The organism is Burkholderia sp. AU45251, assembly GCF_030482905.1.
GTDB lineage: Bacteria > Pseudomonadota > Gammaproteobacteria > Burkholderiales > Burkholderiaceae > Burkholderia > Burkholderia aenigmatica.
Genome location: NZ_JAUJQH010000001.1, coordinates 1,010,989 through 1,028,729 on the forward strand (window position 1 = coordinate 1,010,989; position 17,741 = coordinate 1,028,729).

Sequence of the window (17,741 nt, forward strand, 5' to 3'; positions counted from 1 at the left end):
GAACAAGACCCTCCGGAACAGGCACCGCGACGTCTTCGTTCCCGTTGACCAGCAGGCTGCCTGAGCTAGTGCAACTCGGGGCCTTAAAACGACATGCCCCCACTCCGAACACGAAACGGGGGCAGGTGCGTCCATTCAATTCGATCGACGCGGATCCTGGCAGCTCAACACACTCAGTTCGGGTCGAACTCAGAACCTGTTCAATTTCACGAGTTCTTCCTTGCCAAGCAAAGTCCGCTGGGTCGGCCCCGCCGCGCCGAACCCAAGCAGGGCGACCGAGTTCGACGAATCGTAACCAACCTGCTCCGACCTGCGCCGCTTCGACCCGCCATCCGTACCGTTATCCCCGAAGCCCTCGACCTGCACGCTGATCGTCCAGCGGCGCGGAGCAACGCCCGATGCATTGTTCTTCGCGATGTCCTGCGCGACCTGGCTCGCCGCCGACGCCGCCGAACTCGCGGCAGTCAGCGCGCCCGTATTCACCGCCTGAACGAGCGGGATACCGGTCGCCTTGCCGGTCACCTGGATGTTGTCCGCGTTCACGACACGCAACGCGGCGACGTTGAGGTTGCCTGCGCGTATGCCCGCATCACCAGCATCGACGGTACCCCGCGGCGCGATCAGGTTGACCGTGCCCTTCGGTGCGCCCGGGATGCTCTGCAGCGTCGCGATCCCCGCCCCCGTCACCTGCCCGCGCGAATCGACCGTGCAGTAGTGGTTCGCATCGCAAATGTACTGCGGCGCCGGCGTGTCCGCCGACGTCTTCGCGCCCTTGCCCGCGTTGATGTCGCCGTTCGAACTCCAGATCGTCATGTCGCCGCCCTGTTCGGTGAAGATCCGGCTCTGTGCGAGCAGCACGCTCTGGTCCGTGAAGATGTCGACGTTACCCTTCTCGAGCGTCAGGATCCCCATCGTGCCGGGGCCCGCAACGACGTTCCCGCCACTGCCGACGATCTGCGGCGGCGCCGTCGTACTGCCGACGAGCGCCTGCCCGCCCGGCCCGAGGATCGTCACGTCGCCGCCTTGCTGCGTCTGGATCGTCGTGCTGCGGATATCGAGGTTGCCCGTGCTCGCGGGCTTGTTCGCCCCATTCGAGCCGCCCTCCAGATTGTTCGCCGTATAGCCGAACGCAGCGGGGAACAACGTGTTGATCGCCTGGTAACCTCGCGAATACTTGCCGTTGTACCGGCTCGCCGGGTCGTTGAAGTCCGCACCGACCTGCGCCAGCACGCCGAACAGCACCTGTTCCGCGAAAAGCTGCTGGATGTAAGACGGCAACGCCTGGAATTGCTTCCACGCGTCGTCGGCCGTCAACCGGCCGACCTTCGCCAGCGCGGCGTCCTTGTCCGCCTGCAATCCCGTATCGACGCCAAGCCCCGCGTTGTACTGCTCCATGAACGCGATCAATGCAGGCGTCGCACTCGGCACACCGGCAACGGAGCTACCCGGAGCGATATAGGCCGAAACGAATCCCGGCAGATCGACACCCGGCCCGACGCCGAACAGCACGTTGACGTTCGCGCTCTCGTGCGGCAGGTTCGGGTTGTTCGCGTTACCTACCGCGTCGATACCGGTGAAAACATGTGCGAGCCCACCTGTATTGACAACCTGGTTGTACAACTCGGCCTGACTCGACAGCGGGCCGATGTTGCGTCCCGCCTGTATATCGAACCATCCGGGCCCGCCGATCGCCAGCACCGGAACAGCGCCGCCGCCGATGTAAGGGATCGGCGTGTCGTAGATATCTCGGCCGGCCACGACTCGGGTCACATCGGAACTGCGCAGGTTTTGCCCCCAGAACGCGAGGTTAACGATGTCCTGCCCGGCTTGCAGAAGCGCCGGTTTGTCGATCGATAGCGTAATGAGGCTCCGGTAGAAGCCGTCATTGAAGTTGGGATTGTCCACCGTGCCGTTGACGATGCTTCCATTCAGGCTGTAGATGCGTGCGGGCTGCAAGTCGTCACCGTGAAGTGCATTCAGCGCATGGGCAGCGAGCGTCGTATTCGTCAACGCCGGAATCACCGCTAGTGGATTTGTCGGCGAAGGCATCTGCGAAGGATCGGCGTCGGACATACCGAACGTATTCGGCAGATTCGTCCCTACCAGTACGGACGATATGCTGGATAGATTCACGGATCGATCCGCAACCAGATTCAACTGGCCGACGGCCGACGGATAAAGCACACCACCCGAGTCGATATTGATCCCGCCGTCAAATGCCGTCAGATTGACGCTAGCCGGCAGTACGCCATTGGCCCCTGTCAACAAGCCGCCGAGCGAGCCGAGCCGGACGTCTCCGGTTGTAGACAGCACATTCACCGCAGAAGTCGGCGAGTATCCCTTGCTGTCGGCATACTGGCCGTAATTCGACAGGTTGATTGTAGTGGCGAGTTGCCCGCCTGGCGGGTCGAAACGACTTGCATACGACGGGTTCAGCACTGCGCCGATTTCAACGCCTTGACGCGCCGTGACATCGAGCACGCCATCCTGCGTCGCAAGCACCGTCGATACGGCAATCGGGGCCTTCACAAGCGCCATGGGAGATGACACGGCTATATCAGATCCGATGCTTCCGCCAGCCGATATCGTCCCTGAGCCCTTCGCGACGAAGTAATCGCCGCTCAGAATATCGGCACCGGCTCGCACCGTCAGATTTCCACCTCCGACAGTCACAGGCTTACCGCTTTCGTTCAAGTACCACGTAGTCGGCAGCGACACGGCGAGGTCGGCAATATTGCCACCGGCGCTGATCGACACGTTGCCGCCAACGCTCATCACGCCTTGACCGAATGCGCCGAAATCGATCGACGATCGGGTCAACGGAGCCTGAATGCCATAACCATCCGAGGTTTTCGCCGCGGTGATCTGCATCCACGGCCACCAGTACTGGCCGATATTGTTCCCCACGCCGCCGGTCACCGCACCCGTCGCATCGGTCACGTTCTGAATTCCGTTGATATCGCCCTGCACGCGAATCGAAAGGTCGCCGGCCGAATCAGGGTTCACGGCCGGCGTAACCAGAATGTCTTGCCGGCCTGGGCCGCCTTTAGCGACAGCCGAGGCCAGCCCCAACGCGGGCGAACCCTGCGCAGGCGCGCCCGCCGTGTACACGACCCCTGGAGCGGTCGTATCGGCCAGCGTGAAATCGGTGGCCGCCGCAATGTCGATCGAACCCGTTCCCGTCCTGATCGTTGTCGGCTGCAGCAAGGCCAACCCGTTCGAGTCGATATAGGCAGTGTGCTGATTCAATGTGACGTTGCCCGCGGGCCCACTCGCCGAACTGAACGCTGCGCTCGGTTGCACGGCGAGGGGATTGGCACTCGCCAGATCTGCGCCACCGACAATACGGTACGACGTGCTTTGACCGCTCAGCAATGCTGCATAGCTGATCGGTAACGGGTTGTCGGCAGTAGCAACGTTCGCGGGTGCGTTGCCCGGCAACGCACCTATATTGACGCCTGAGTTCGCGATCGACAGCGGAGCGGCCGGTGCGTAGAAGAAACTGTACGCATTCCTGGGATTCACGAACACCAGGTTCGGAGACTTCGTGAAAGACAATCGATCCAGATAAGTTCCGTACAAGGCAATGTACTGCTCATAATCACTGGGCTTCGACGACAGGACCGGCGGTGTCGGCGTGCCAAATGGCTCGAAGAGGACGACGCCGTTCCGCACCACGCCGGCAACTGTATTAATTGAGTACCCCTGGAACCACGAGCCCGGACCATAGTACGCGTCGGCATAATCCTTGTAGGACGCATAGTTCGACAGCACCGGAGCCGGCGTGCGCAACGGGATATAAGGCATGATGTGGAATGCGTATTTCCCACTTGCCCAGTAACCGTAATACGAACCCCATGAACTACCGTACTGCAGATAGTCGGAGTAGTACTGAGCCGCTTGATTCTGAAGCGGCGCGGTCAGCGCAACGTTTGGGTCGTATAGCGGATTCGTCGGATTGCTGCCGATCGACGTCAGCGATTGGCTCGATCCATCGGTAAATTGCACGGTGATCGATGCGGGATCGTCAACCGACATCAGGCTGTTGTAAAGGGTCAACGCAGCGGCATACGTCCCCGTCGCAGAGGCATTCCCCGCCGCCCCCAGAATCGTCGCGACCTGGCTCTGAAAAAATCCGTCGGTAATGCTCGCTTCCGCATCGAAATTGTTCGATGCGCGGAACGTCAGCATCGGCGCGACCGTCCCGTTATAACGATACGACGGATCGATCGTCCCGCTGTTGTTCGGCAGTCCCGCACCGAGATTCCAGTTGGACAGGACCGAGATGTTGCCGCCATTGATCGCCGTGCTCGGATTGTCGAATTCGACACCGGGTGCCACGCGGAAATTCGCGATGTTCGCCGTCGAGCCCTGCAGTGTCGGCCCGTTGGCGCCAAGCCCGCTCCGAATGAATCCCATCAGCGTGCCGGGAGTCATCGACAGCGTGCCGTCGCTCGCCTTGACGATCTGTCCGCCGTAGTAGTTCTGATGATCGGCGTTCGCAGTCGTCGGAACGAAGTATGCGCCGCTCGCTCCCGGGAAGCCAATCGACGCCACACCGTTGTACAGCGAAGCCAGGTCTGACTGGCTCCCCGTCAGCGTTACCTGTGCACCGGTCGCGTTGTTCGTCAGCGTGCCGCCACCGTCGCCGCTCGCATTCGGCGCAAACGTGAAGGTTGGCGGATTGGTGCCTTGTGCCGTGAACGTACCGGCCAGCAAATGCCCTTTGCTGTCGTACCAGCCTGCCGGATCGACGATGCCGTCGAAGTGCTGCGCACCCGACGTCGTATCGGTCGTGCTCCACGTCGCGTACGCCTCGAGCGTTGTCGCACGGGAACCGACGATGCCCTTGCCGTCGTTGAACGCATTCGGCAGCTGAACATCGACGCTGCCATCCGCGAGCAACGGCGCGCGGAAATTCACCGTGCCGCCCGACAACCCGCCGGCCGTCCCGCCCGATACGTCGATCAGCGCATTCGCACCGACACGGATCAGCCCCGAACGCGACGGATCGATGTTCTCGTAGCCATAGGTCGCGTTGTACGGGTTCGCCACTGTCGGATCGAACACCGCGCTCGTGCCGATGTTCACCTTGCCACCGCGCTGCGTCGGGTCGGAGCCGCGTGCGAGCAGCGTGCCCTCGACATCGACGCCGCTGCGGCCGTACAGGTCGATCTGCCCGCCCGCCTTGCCCGACGCGTCGATCGTGCCCAGCACGTTCACGTTGCCGTTCGCCGTGTCCGACGCATTGCCCGCGCCGCCGTCGGCCGTCAGCGACACCGAGCGCGCGGTCAGCGCGTTACCGGCCGACAACGTCAGGTTGCCGGACTTCGTATGAACCGCAATCGACTGGTTCACGCCGCTCGATGCGAGCGTCTGCGCCAACGAATCGAGATCGGCCGCCCCGGCCGTGTCGAGCGACAGCGAGCCGCCCGCATAGCCGTTCGTCGCGCCGCCCTTGATCGTGCCGTTGAGATTCACGACCTGCTTCGGCGCAGACAGTGTCAGGCTGCCTGCCGCGCCGCCGCCTTTCGCGCCCGAGAAATCGAGCGTTGCGCCCGACTGCACGTCGACCGTCCCTGCATCGGCGGTCAGGATGATCGAACCGGCCGGCGCGTACTGCGTCACGTCAAAGAACTGTTTCGACACGCCCGCGGCGCTGACCGTCGAACCGCTGCCGATCGTCAGGTTGCCGGTGGTCGCCTCGAGGCTCACGTTGCCGGCCGGTGCCGCGATCGTCGCGCCGTTGTCGGCCACCGTGCTGCCAACGAATTTCCACGCGCCGCCGACCGGCGTTGTCGTCAGCGCCGTGCCCGCTGCGCCGTTCAGCGTCAGGACACCGGACGTCTTCACGGTCGACGCGGAACTCGTATCGGCCAGATACACCGGGGCATTCAGCGTCACCGGCATTGCACCGAAATCGAACGTCCCCGTGCCTTGCCCCACGATGCCGCCGCTCGCGGTCATGTTCACCGACGAGAACCCGCTCAGCGTCTTCGTGCCTGCGCCGAAGTCGATCTCCTTCCCGTTGACCGTCAGCGTGCCACTGCCTGTCGTACCCGCACTGGTGGGTGCGCCCGTCTCGTTCGTGAATGCGATCTGCTGCCCGTTCAACGTGACGTGGCCGCCGTCGCTCGTGAACGTGCCGGCGCTCAGGTCGACGCTCTTGCCGAACGTCGCGTTCACATCGCCGACGAAACCCATTGCGCCATAGCTGCGCAGCGAAACGAGATCCGCGTTGGCAAGCTGCGCGAGCCCGGCCGGATCGATCACGAAGCCCGGCAGGTTCGCGGCGGCCGCACCGCTCGCATTCGTGAACGTGATCGCCGAGCCGTCCGCGGTAATCGCTTTGCCCGACAGCACCGCGCTCGGATCGACCTTCAGGTTGCCCGACGAATCGAGCATCAGCGCCTGGCCGCCCGACAACGTCGCGCCTGCACCGACCGCCAGCAGCCCCGTGCCGGTGCCGCCCGTGCGCGTAAGCGGCGCCATCGCGCCGTTCGATACGCGCAGCAGCGCGCCGTCGCCTGCGATCGTGATCGGCTGGTCCTTCGCGGCCGGGTAGTCGCCGGCGGCTACGATCGACGCCCCCGCGTCGACACGCAAGCCATTCGCCGCGCTCGAATCCGTGCCGCTCGCGTCGGTCTTCGTCACGAGCAGGATCTCTGGGCCCTTCAACGACGAGCCGGCATCGTTCGACACCACCACGCTGTTCGCAATCGGCGTGATCGTCACGCCCTTCGTCGTCGCGGCGCGCGTGCCGCCGATCAGCAGGCTGCCGGCGTTCAGCGAATCGAGCGCATCGCCGCCGATCTGCAGATAGCCAGGCAGCGCCGCGCTGCCGTTGCCGGTGATCTGGATGTCCTGAGACGCGACGTCGACCTCGGCCGGCGCGCCGCCCACACCTGCCGCCGCGTTCAGCGTCGCACCGAGCGTGAGCGCCTTCGTTGCAGCCAGCACGAGCTGGCCGCCGTCCACCGGCAGCGGCGGCGTCACGTTGCCCTGCTTCACGGCCTGCGTCGTGAAGAAGTCGTTCGCCCCCTTCAGCATGTATTGCGAGTACTGCTGCCACGTCGCACCCGACTGCACGTTGAAGAGCGTCGGCGTCGCGCTGCGGCCGCCCGTCACCGCATCGGCAAAATACCCGGCCGCCACGACGGTGCCGTCCGGTAGCACCTGCGACGCGCCCGGCACGACGTTGCCGGTCGTCGCCGATACCGTCACGCGATAGGCGCCCGGCAGCGTCGCGTACTTGCCGGGCAGCAGCGTGTAATAGCCAGGTGCGAGGCCCGGCACGCCGGACAGGTACACGGCCTTGCCGATCGCGTCGTTCATCCCGGCCTGGCCGACACCCAGCGTCACGGTCTTGGTCGTCGGCGTCCCGTTGCTGGCGACATCAGGCTGCAGGATCTGTGCAAACAGCGGATCGTAGGCGGCAACCGGCGCTTGCGTGCCCGGCACGATCGCGTAGACGTTCCCGGCGCCCGCGTTGACCGGCACGGCCGTTGCACCCTTGCCGTTCGCATAGCTCACGTTGTATTGCGACAGCACGTCGCGCGTGCCGCCCGTGCCCGGCACCCATTCGGCGGCCTGCAGGTCACCGCCGCCGGACAGGTCGATCGTCGCGCCCTTGTTGAGTGCGACGCTGGTGCCGTTCACGCCGATGTACTTGGCCGGCGGCGCACTCAGGTCAGGCGCCGTCGTGCCCGCGAGCGGGTTGAACTGCCATTCGACGCCATCGACCGTCGTGCCGTAAGGAATGATCGATCTGCCGTTCGAAACCGACGTCACGCTGCCGTTCGCGAACGTCACCGAATCGGTCGCGACCAGCGGCAGGTTGCCGAACTGCTTCTGCGTCGCACTGTTCGTCGGGTCGCCGACGCCGAATACGAGCGAGCCGGACGGCGCGCGCACGGCACCGCCCTGCACGATGTTCGTCGCGTCGACGAGCAGCGTGCCGCCTGCCGACAGCGGCGTGCCGGACGCACCAGTCGTGCCGAACGTAACGGTGGTCGGCGCGGGTTTGCCGGTGGTCGAATCGACCGGGCCGACCGCATCGACGATGAACGTGCTGCCGGTTGCCGGATAAACGTCCGCCGCGTTGAACGTCACGTTGCCCGGCGTGTACAGTACGCCGGGAACCAGCCCGGCGGGGCCGCTCTGCGCCACGCTGGTCGAACCGAGTCGGATATCGCCACTGCTTGCGAGGGTCGCCTGACCGATATTGTTGAGCTGGATCTGATTGCGCAGGTCGAGGAACGACGCGTTCACGTTCAGCGTCGCGTCGGAAAGCGTCGCAACCGGCGCGAATGCGGGCGTTGACGAGGTTGCCGTCGGGCCGACCAGCGCAACATAAGGTGCGTTGATCGTCACCGTCGTGCCGAGCGGATGCGCTGGCGGTTGCGCGAGCAGGTTCACCAGCACCGAATTGCCGCTTGCCGGCTGGGCCGGTGTCGACAGCAGCGTCGAGAGCTGGTCCATTCCGATCGCCGCGATGCGTCCGGTGTTCAGCGTCACCGACTCGGGCAATGTCAGGTTCACGTCACCGGCAAACACGATCGGTGGTACCGATACAGGAGTCGGGGACGGTGTGCTGTCGCCGAGCACGAGATTCGCGATTCCCGAATCGTTCAGGCGGTCGGTGGCGAACTGGATCACGCCGGTCGGCTGACCGATCGGTTGCCCGGTGGTCGGGTCGATCGCCGTCGAAAAATCCTGGCCGGGCACGAGACCGACGGGAACGAGCATCCCGCTCTGACGGACGACGAGCCCGGTCGCGCCGGCCGATCCGCTATTCTGATGCGGCAGGATCGACAGCGTACCGCCGCGCGCCTGCGGCGCTCCACCGTGGCCAGCCAGGGTCGCATCCGAGAAGAGACCATACGCGGCCGACAGCGTGATTGACCCGGCATCGCTCCACACTGGCTGACGCGCATAGGTGCCGTTCGCCTGCAGTTGGTCGAAGTTCGCCGACGCACCCGACACGTCGATCGTCGAACCGGCCTGCGCGACCACATAACCCGTATCGCTCGACAGCGTCACCGATCCGCCCGGCAACACCTTGCCCGTATGCGGTACCGCGGCCGTTCCGCCGATCTTGACCGGCGAAGCAAGCGGATTGGCAAGCGCGACGCCCGACACGTCGAGCGTCGCATTCGAGCCAAGCCAGACGGACCGGCTGCTCTGCCCGGCCACAATTCCGCCAGCATTCGCGCTCAGCGTGATCGCCCCGCCCGGCGCGACCACCGCCCCGAGCACGGTGACCTGCTTTGGCGACGTGAGCGCGACGCTCGCACCCGCATCCGCGTCAATCGACGCACCGGACGACAATGTGACCGAACCGGTCACGCCAGGATACGACACCGATCCCGTACCCGCCGCGTTCGGCCATGCTACGTAACCCCCGCCCGTCAGCGCAAGGCTCGTGGGCTGCCGATGATACGCGTCCAGCTGGCCGATCGTGGTCAGGCCGGCCGTCGCCGGATTTGCGCCCGAGCCCGCCTGCTGGAGCGCCACCGCGTCCGGAATACGGTTCAATTGCGTCAGCGCAACCGTCGCGCCCGGTGCGACGATCGCGTTGTAATACGCATTCAGCACATACTTGCCGAAGCCCTGTCGGGAAAAGAAATTCTCGGGCAAGTACAGGTCCCACGGAGACGCTGCAGACTCCGCTCCGCCGATCCGGAAGCCCAGTGCCTGCAGCGTCAGTGTGCCGCCACCGGAAAAGCCTTCGCTCAGCATCGAGCCGTTCATCGCGATATGTCCGGCTATCGGCTGAGCATTCGGCATGCTCGCGCCGCCGTCAGCCGTATCGCCGAACTGCGCTCCGCTCGCCGGTACCGCGTAGGTCCGCAACGCAACGCTGCCCCCGCGCCCGGCCGGCACGCCGTTCTGCATCAGCAACTGGCCGTTCGCGAGCATTTCGCCGCCGCTCGATACATCAAGCACACTGCCCGGCTGCAGCAGGATCGACCCCGTCGCATCCACGGCGCTGCCGTTCACGAAGGTCGCACTCTGTATCGCCGACAGTGAAATGCTCCCGCCGTTGATGAACTCGCTGTTGCCTGGCACCGTGCCCGACGCGGCCTGCACGTCGTTGTTCACCCACTGTCCGGCCACACTGATCGCACCCTGCGGCCCGACGACGACATTGCCGCCGCTCGCGATCGAAACCGAACCGGACGGCGCGGACAGCCGCCCCGCAACATTGACGTCGGCACCGGCCACCGTACTGTTCAGCGAAATCGAGCCCCCCGGCTGCACGTTCAGTTGCGTGCCCTGTGCAACCAAGATGCCCTTGCCCAGGTACTTGTCCCCGGTCACGTTCAGGTTCGCGAAACCGCCGTTGTTCAGCTTCGTAACGGGCACGACCTGCGTCGTCAGCAGGTTGTCCGGATCATTGGCGGCCAGCGACTGGGACGCTGTCTTGTCGATAGGCGTATCGATCGAAAAGCCCGGCATCAGCGCGCCGAGTTGCGGCGCATTGTCCTGCAGGATCGCCAATCCCGAAACGCCGTTGTTCGTGATGGTCGAGTTGACGGCACTGTTCCACGTCATCCCTGCCAGCGCGCCGCCGGCCAGCTTCGGATCGGCACCGAGGTTGAACATGCCGCCGGACGGCAGGCTGTTGCCCTGCATCTGCTTCGCACCGCCGAACGACTGCGCGCTGATGTCGCCGTCGAGCACCAGCGCCTGCGACGCGTACAGGTCGAGCGTGCCCGCATTGCCGCCGACGATGTAGTCGGACTGGTAGGTGCCGCTGGTCAGCAGCGGGTTGTACCAGGACTTCGTCACCCCCCAGCGCGGATGGCTTTCGATGAACTGCCCGGCGATGCCGACATAGTTGTCGTAAGGGCTCGCCTGCCCGATCGGCACGATTGCGCCGTTGGCATCGACGAGCCGCGTCGTGTTGACCATCCCGCCGTTGTAATGCACATACCCGCCGTTCAGGTTCATCGACGAACCTGCCGCGGTCATCACCTCGTTGCCGGACAGCGTGATCGTGCCGCCATTGGTCAGCAGTTGATCGACGGTACGCGGAATCAGGTTCACGTAACCCGACAGGTTCAGGATCGGGCTGCCGACCCACTGCACGCCGTCGCTGCGCGTGCCCGTCAGCGTGCTGTCGACGACGACACCTTTCAGTCCGAACAGGAAGCTGTTGCGCAGCAGCGGTGAATCCGCCAATTCGTTCTGGCCGATCCGGTCAACCGTGACGAGCGTCTGCGAGATCGGTACCTGCACGTTCGCCAGCCCCGATACGTCGATCGTCGCGCCGTCGTCCACATAGATCCGGCCGGGCACCGCCGTCTGGCCCGGCACCTTGTTCGCCACGATCGACGGCGCATAGGCCGTCACCGACACGTTCGAGCCCGGCGCCTCGATCAGCGAGCCGCCCTGGAACCAGACGGAACCGGCCGTCATCGTAATGCCGCCCGGCGTGAAGGTCGTACCCGGCGTGGACGTCGCGGTCTGGCCGTTGTTGTCGGGCAGTACCGTCGTTACCGAACCGGGTCCGAAGCTCAGCAGGCCGGCACGGCTTGTATTGTCGACTCCGTTCAGGACCTGATTCGGATACGGTGTGCCCAGCGGATTGTTCGACGCATACTCGTCCACCGTCGAGAGCGTGATCGTGCCCGGCGTGTTCACGCTCGTCGTCACGCCCACTACACCGTTTTGCGCAACGCGGCTGCCGAGCAGGTTCACGTTGCCACGCGCAGCTTGCACGATGCCCGTATTGGTCAACGTACCGGCGGGTGTCACGTCGATCGTGGATCCGGTTTGCAGATCCGTCGTGACGATTTGCCCGCTCAGCTCCGGCAACAGGACCTGAGGATTGGCCGTCGTCCCCGCTCCGTTTGGCCGCAGGCTCACCCCCACCCCCGCCGCGAGCACGACCTGCCCCGACGTCGCCGAGATGCTGCCCGCGTTCGTCACGTTCGGCGCGGCGACCAGCACGAAGCCGCCATCGCTCGCCGTACCGTTGACATGCGTCGTGATCGACGCACCCTGCTCGATCGTCACGTCACCGGGCGCCTGGTACGTGCCGGTCAGCAGCACCTGATTACCCAGTCCCAGCACTTCGTTCGGCTTGCCCCCCGACCCGACCGTGCCGCTCGAACTCCCCGACTCCGGATAAGCCAGCCCGCCCGTCGTCCCCGCAGGCAAGCTCAAAAACTGCTGATTGCTCGCCACAATGCCCGCAGGCGTCGGCACGAGCTGGTTTTTCATATCGAGCAGGTTCAGCGATGAAGCCACGAGCGAATGCACGTTGACCTGCGACCCTGCACCAAACAACACCCCATTACGATTGATCACATACACCGCGCCCTGCGCGGTGATGTTCCCGAGAATCTGGCTCGGCTTGCCGCTCGGATCGTTGATCCGGTTCAGCACGGCCCAGTTGTTCGCGCCGTTCGTCTGCGTGCCGGCCGACTGGTCGAAGTTCAGCGTCGTCTGCCGGCCGACGTTCATCGTCTCCCAGGTCAGCACTGCGTTCTGCCCGGTCTGCTTGACGTCGACGTTCACGTGTCCGCTGCCGTCGACGTTCTGCGTCGGCGCATTCGCGTTGAACCACAGCACCGGATTGTTCGTATCGCTCGACGCACCGGCCGCCACCTGCAGCCCGCCCGGCGTCAGCCCGTTCGGCACGGTCGAAGGCAGCTTCGCCGCCGCCGCGGCCGCATTCTGCTGCGCGGCAATCTGCGCGGCGATCGCATGCGCGGCATACCCGAGGTTGCGAATCGACGGCTGGCTCGCCTGCAGCGCCTGCTGCGCCGATACGCCCAGGTTCGGCATGCCCGGCGCGCCACCGGCGCCGCCCGCGCCGCCGCCCGATGCACGCGCGGCCGCCGCCCCGAGGTTCATGATGCCGGCCGCGTGCACGTGCGCGGACGCGCCCGCCAGCAGCATCAAGGCCACGGCCCGGACCAGCGGCCGCAGTTCCGATTTCAGGACCGGGCGCGAGCCCGTCGCGTCAGGTTGTCGTGCCGTGCGTGCGCGTGCTGCCATTCTTCACCCCGAATCCTATGAAATTGCGCTTGACGACGGTCGCGCCGAAAGCGGCGCCGATCCGTTTTCGCGCTCGGTCGTTGCAACCGGGATCGACCCCGGCCACTGGAATCCCAAGAACATACGAAGGCCCGATGGCAGCGGCGTGGCGGGTGTTACGGACCATTCGGGCCGCATGGGAAAGGTCCGTAGCTTTTGTCACAGTCGGCCGGTCACGCGGTTGCGCGGTGCGTGCGGATGCGGGCCGCGAGGGCCTGCGCCACACGCTCGACCAGCGCCGGCCAGTCGCCGGGCAGCCCCTGCCGGAACAGCGTCGCGCTCGGGTACCACGGGCTATCGTCGCGTTCGAGCAGCCAGCGCCAGTCCGGCACGCGCGGCAGCATCACCCACACGGGGCGCCCGAGCGCGCCGGCCAGGTGCACGGCCGACGTATCGACGGCAATCACCAGGTCCAGCGTGTCGACGAGCGCAGCCGTTTCCGCGAAATCCTTCAGCCCGGCCTCGAACGACAGCACGCCGCTTGCCGCAAATGCGTCGGCGTCGCGCGGGCGTGCGCCCACCTGCAGACTGACGAACGTCGCATCGAGCGCGACGAGCGGCGCGAGCGCGGCGAACGTCATCGACCGGTTCTCGTCGTTCGCATGATTCGGATTGCCCGACCACGCGAGCCCCACGCGCAATCGTTGCGGCCGGGCGACCGCGTCGAGCCGTTCGACCCATGCGGCGCGCCGTTGCGGGTCGGCATGCAGGTACGGCACGTCGGACGGCACCGTATCGAGCGTCGTCCGGAACGCGAACGGCAGGCTCATCATCGGGCAATGGAAATCGAACGTCGGCGCCGGATGCCCGTCGGCGACGACGCGGCTCACGCCGTGCAGCGTGCCCAGCAACTCGGCCAATGGCGCCGGCGCGTCGATCAGCACGGTCGCGCCGCGCGCGTGCGCGAGGCTCGCGTAGCGGCAGAACTGCAGCGTGTCGCCGAAGCCTTGCTCCGCATGCAGCAACAGCGTGCGGCCCGCGAGCGATTCGTCGCCCGTCCATTGCGGACGGTCCGCATGACGTCGATGCAGCGTCACGTCGGCAGCATCCCAGCGCGCTTCATGCTGCCGCCAGCCGGCGTCGAAGTCGCCCAGCACCAGGCGGCAGAACGCCTCGGACCGGCGCGCGACGCCGTGATTCTGGTCGCGCCCGCACGCCAGCGCGAAATCGACGAGCGCGGCTTCGTGGTCGCCGAGCTGTTGCCGGGCGACCGCGCGCGTATAGATCTCCTGCGCCGTGCGGCCCGGCGCACCGACGGCCGCCGCATAACTTGCAAGCGCGTCGTCGTAGCGGCCGAGCAGTTGCAGCGCGATCGCGCGATTGCACAGCACTTCCGCGTGCGGACCACGTGCTTCGAGCGCACGGTCGTAATGCGCGAGCGCTTCGTCGAACGCACCGCACGCCCGCAGCGCGCCGGCCCGGTTGCGCAGCGCATCGAAATCCGCCGGCGCGCGCGCGAGGGCTTCGCCGTATGCGTGCGCGGCTTCCTCGTGCCGCCGCATCCCGAGCAGCGCGTTGCCGCGGCCGACCCACGCACCGACGTTGTCGCGGTCGCGTACCAGCAGCCGGTCGCTGCGCTTCAGCAACTCGTCACGCAAATGCAGCAGGTCGAGCGCGACACAACTCACGAACAGCAGCTGCATGTCGTCCGGCATCCGTGCGAGCGCTTCGTCGAGGCACCCCAGCGCTTCGGCCGGACGCCCCAGTTCGATCAGCGTATAGCCGCACGCGTAGATGAGATCGGGTGTCTTGCCGCGCACCACCATCGCGAGCTGGAAGCAATGCAGCGCCTCGTCGCCGCGACCGAGCGCGCGCAACGCGTGGCCGCGTTCGACAAGCGCCGCCGGCTCATCCGGCTCGATCCGCAGCGCGCGCTCGATGCTGATCAGCGCGTCGGCGGGCCGGCCGAGCGCGCGCAATGCCTCGCCGCGCCGGACCCACGACACCGTGCGCGCTGGCTCGCGCGTCAGCGCAAGGTCGTAGGCGCCAACTGCTTCGCCATGCCGGCCGAGCGCATGCAGCGCGTCGCCGCGTGCCGCGTAGGCCTGCGCGTGGCCGGGATCGCGCGCGAGCGCCTGCGCGGCCGCGTTGAGCGCTTCGCGATGGCGGCCCGTGCCGCTCAGCGCCTCCGCATGATTCACGAAATTCCACGGGTGATTCAGCCCGGCGCGCATCGAGCGCTCGATCAGCGGCTCCGCACGTGCCGGATCGCCAAGCTGAAGATGCACGAACCCGAGCAGATGCAGCGCCTCGACGTGGTCGGGCATCATCGCCAGCACGCCCTCGTAGAGCCGTTTCGCGCCCGCGTAGTCGCGTTGCTCGAGCCGTGCGCGCGCATTGCGCAGCGCATCGTCGACGGCGGCCCGCAGCGGCGCGGCACCCGCGCCGAACGCCGGTGCCTGCGCCGTGCTCATCGCGACGCTCCCGCCACCAGCGCCGGCAACGCGTCGCGAAGCCGTTCGACGACCGGCGCCCACTGCCCGCCTTCCGGCTGGCGGAACAGTCGCGCGCCCGGATACCACGGGCTGTCGTCGCGATCGAGCAGCCAGCGGAAGTCCGGCGTGTGCGGCAGCATGACCGCGAGCGGCCGGCCGAGCGCGCCCGCCAGGTGCGCGACCGACGTATCGACGCTGATCACCGCATCCATCGCGTCGGTCAACGCGGCCGTTTCCGCGAAATCCGTCAGTTCGTCGCCGACGAAGCGGATCGGGCTCGCATCGAGCACCGGACGATCCTCGTCGCGGATCACTTTCTGCAGACTGACCCATTCGAAGCGGTCGTCGAGCAGCGGCAACAGGTCGGCGAGCGTGATCGAGCGATTGCGGTCATTCAGGTGCGCCGGGTTGCCGGACCATACGAGACCGATGCGCGGCCGGTCGGTCGCACCCAGCCGCGCGCGCCAGTGCTCGACCCGCGCGGGATCGGCGCGCAGGTATGGACCGCCCGCCGGGATCGACGACAGGTCGGTGCGAAATTCGAGCGGCAGGCTCAACAGCGGGCAATGCAGGTCGAACGGCGGCAGCGGGTCGCCACGCGCGACGAGCACGTCGACGCCGTCGAGCGTCGCGAACAGCGCCTTCAGCTCGACCGGCGCCTCGACCACCACGCGTGCGCCGAGCGCCTTCACGAGCGGCACGTAGCGGCAGAACTGCAGCGTGTCGCCGAGCCCCTGCTCCGGATACAGCAGGATCGTCTGCCCGTCGAGCGCCATCCCGTGCGTCCAGCGCGGCTGCGCGAAATCGCGCCGGCTGCCGTCGAGCTGGCTGTCGCGCCAGCGCCATTCGTATTCGGCCCAGCCGGCCTCGAAGTCGCCGATCGACAGGCACAGGAACGCGCGCATGCAGTGCGCGTGCGCATAGTCGGGATCGATGTCAATCGCTTCCGCATACGCGCGCAGCGCGTCCTCGTTACGTCGCAGCGCGCGCAACGCGCTGCCGCGATGGAAGTGCGCAAGCTTGTCGCGCGGCGTCGCGGCGATCACGCGCGCGAGGTCGTCGAGCGCATCGTCGTAGCGATGCGCTTCAAGCCGGACACGCGCACGCGTGAACGATGCGGGCGCATAGAGCGGGTCGATCGCCAGCGCGCGGTCGCACATGTCGTGCGCATCGTCATGACGGGCCACCTGCATCAGCGCGCTCGCGTAGTTGCACAGCACGCCCGTGCTGCCCGGCTCCACGTCGAGTGCGCGCGAATAGCTGTCGACCGCATCCGCGAAGCGGCCGAGGTGGCTCGCCGCGTTGCCGCGATTGGCGAGCGAGCGCGCATGGTGCGGGTCGATCGCGAGCGCACGATCGCAACGCACCAGCGCTTCGTCGTGCCGGCCGAGCTGTTCGAGCGCGATCGAGCTGTTGAAGATCGCATCGACGTACGTGGGGCTCGCCGCGATCGCCGCGTTGAAATCCGCCAGTGCGTACTCGGGGTCGTGCAGGTCGAGATACGCGACGCCGCGCAGGAACAGCGCGTCGGCGCTACCCGGCCGCAGCGCGAGCGCGTGGCCATAGCTGTCCGCCGCGTCACGGAAGCGGCCGAGTTCACGCAATGCGAGCCCGCGTGCGCGCATCGCGTCGAACGTCCGCCCCGCGAGCGCGATCGCGCGGTCGCAATCGGCGAGCGCTTCGTCGAAGCGGCCGAGCGCGCGCAGCATGTCGCTACGTTTCACGTAGCCGTCGGCGAAACCGGGTGTGAGTTCGAGCAGGCGGTCGTAGACCGCGCATGCTTCGTCGTACCGCGCGAGTTGCGCGAGCAGCCCGGCCCGCTGGAACAGCACGCGCTGATGCACCGGATTGATCGCGAGCGCCTCGTCGAGCCGCGCGAGCGCATCGTGCTCGCGCCCGAGCCCGGCCAGCACCGCCGAGTAGTTCGCGAGCGCGAGCGGCACCGGCTGGCGCTCGACCGAGCGCCGCATCAGCGGCTCGGCATCGTCGAGCCGCCCCTGCTGGAAGCGCACCGCGCCGAGCAGGTGCAGCGCCTCCGGATGCTCGGGATCGAGCGCCAGCAGCTCGGCATAGGCGTTCTCCGCATGCTGCAGCGCGCCCTCGTGATGCGCCTTGCGTGCGCGCACGAGCAGCCGTTCGAGCTGCATGGTGTCGGGCGGACGGCGATCCGGCGCGATCGTCGCGCTCGCCAATGTCGTCCCTTCCCCGTTCGGTGTCATCGTGTGGCCCCCACTGTCGCTGTTCGTATCGCGTGTC

General features: G+C 66.5%; 3 protein-coding genes. All 3 read right to left on the reverse strand.

What is annotated here, in order from left to right; translation table 11 throughout:
* Positions 1-189: 189 nt before the first annotated feature.
* A complete protein-coding gene (locus tag QZM67_RS04445; protein ID WP_301800942.1) occupies positions 190-13,011 on the reverse strand; it encodes a filamentous haemagglutinin family protein in 12,822 nt (4,273 codons plus the stop codon).
* Positions 13,012-13,223: 212 nt separating this feature from the next.
* Complete coding sequence (locus QZM67_RS04450; RefSeq protein ID WP_301800944.1) at positions 13,224-15,464, reverse strand: tetratricopeptide repeat protein; 2,241 nt, start codon at positions 15,462-15,464, stop codon at positions 13,224-13,226.
* Positions 15,461-17,704 carry a tetratricopeptide repeat protein gene (locus QZM67_RS04455; protein ID WP_301800945.1) on the reverse strand — a complete coding sequence of 748 codons (2,244 nt, stop codon included), beginning with the start codon at positions 17,702-17,704 and terminating at the stop codon, positions 15,461-15,463. Before QZM67_RS04455 ends, QZM67_RS04450 begins: the two co-directional genes overlap by 4 nt.
* Positions 17,705-17,741: the final 37 nt, after the last annotated feature.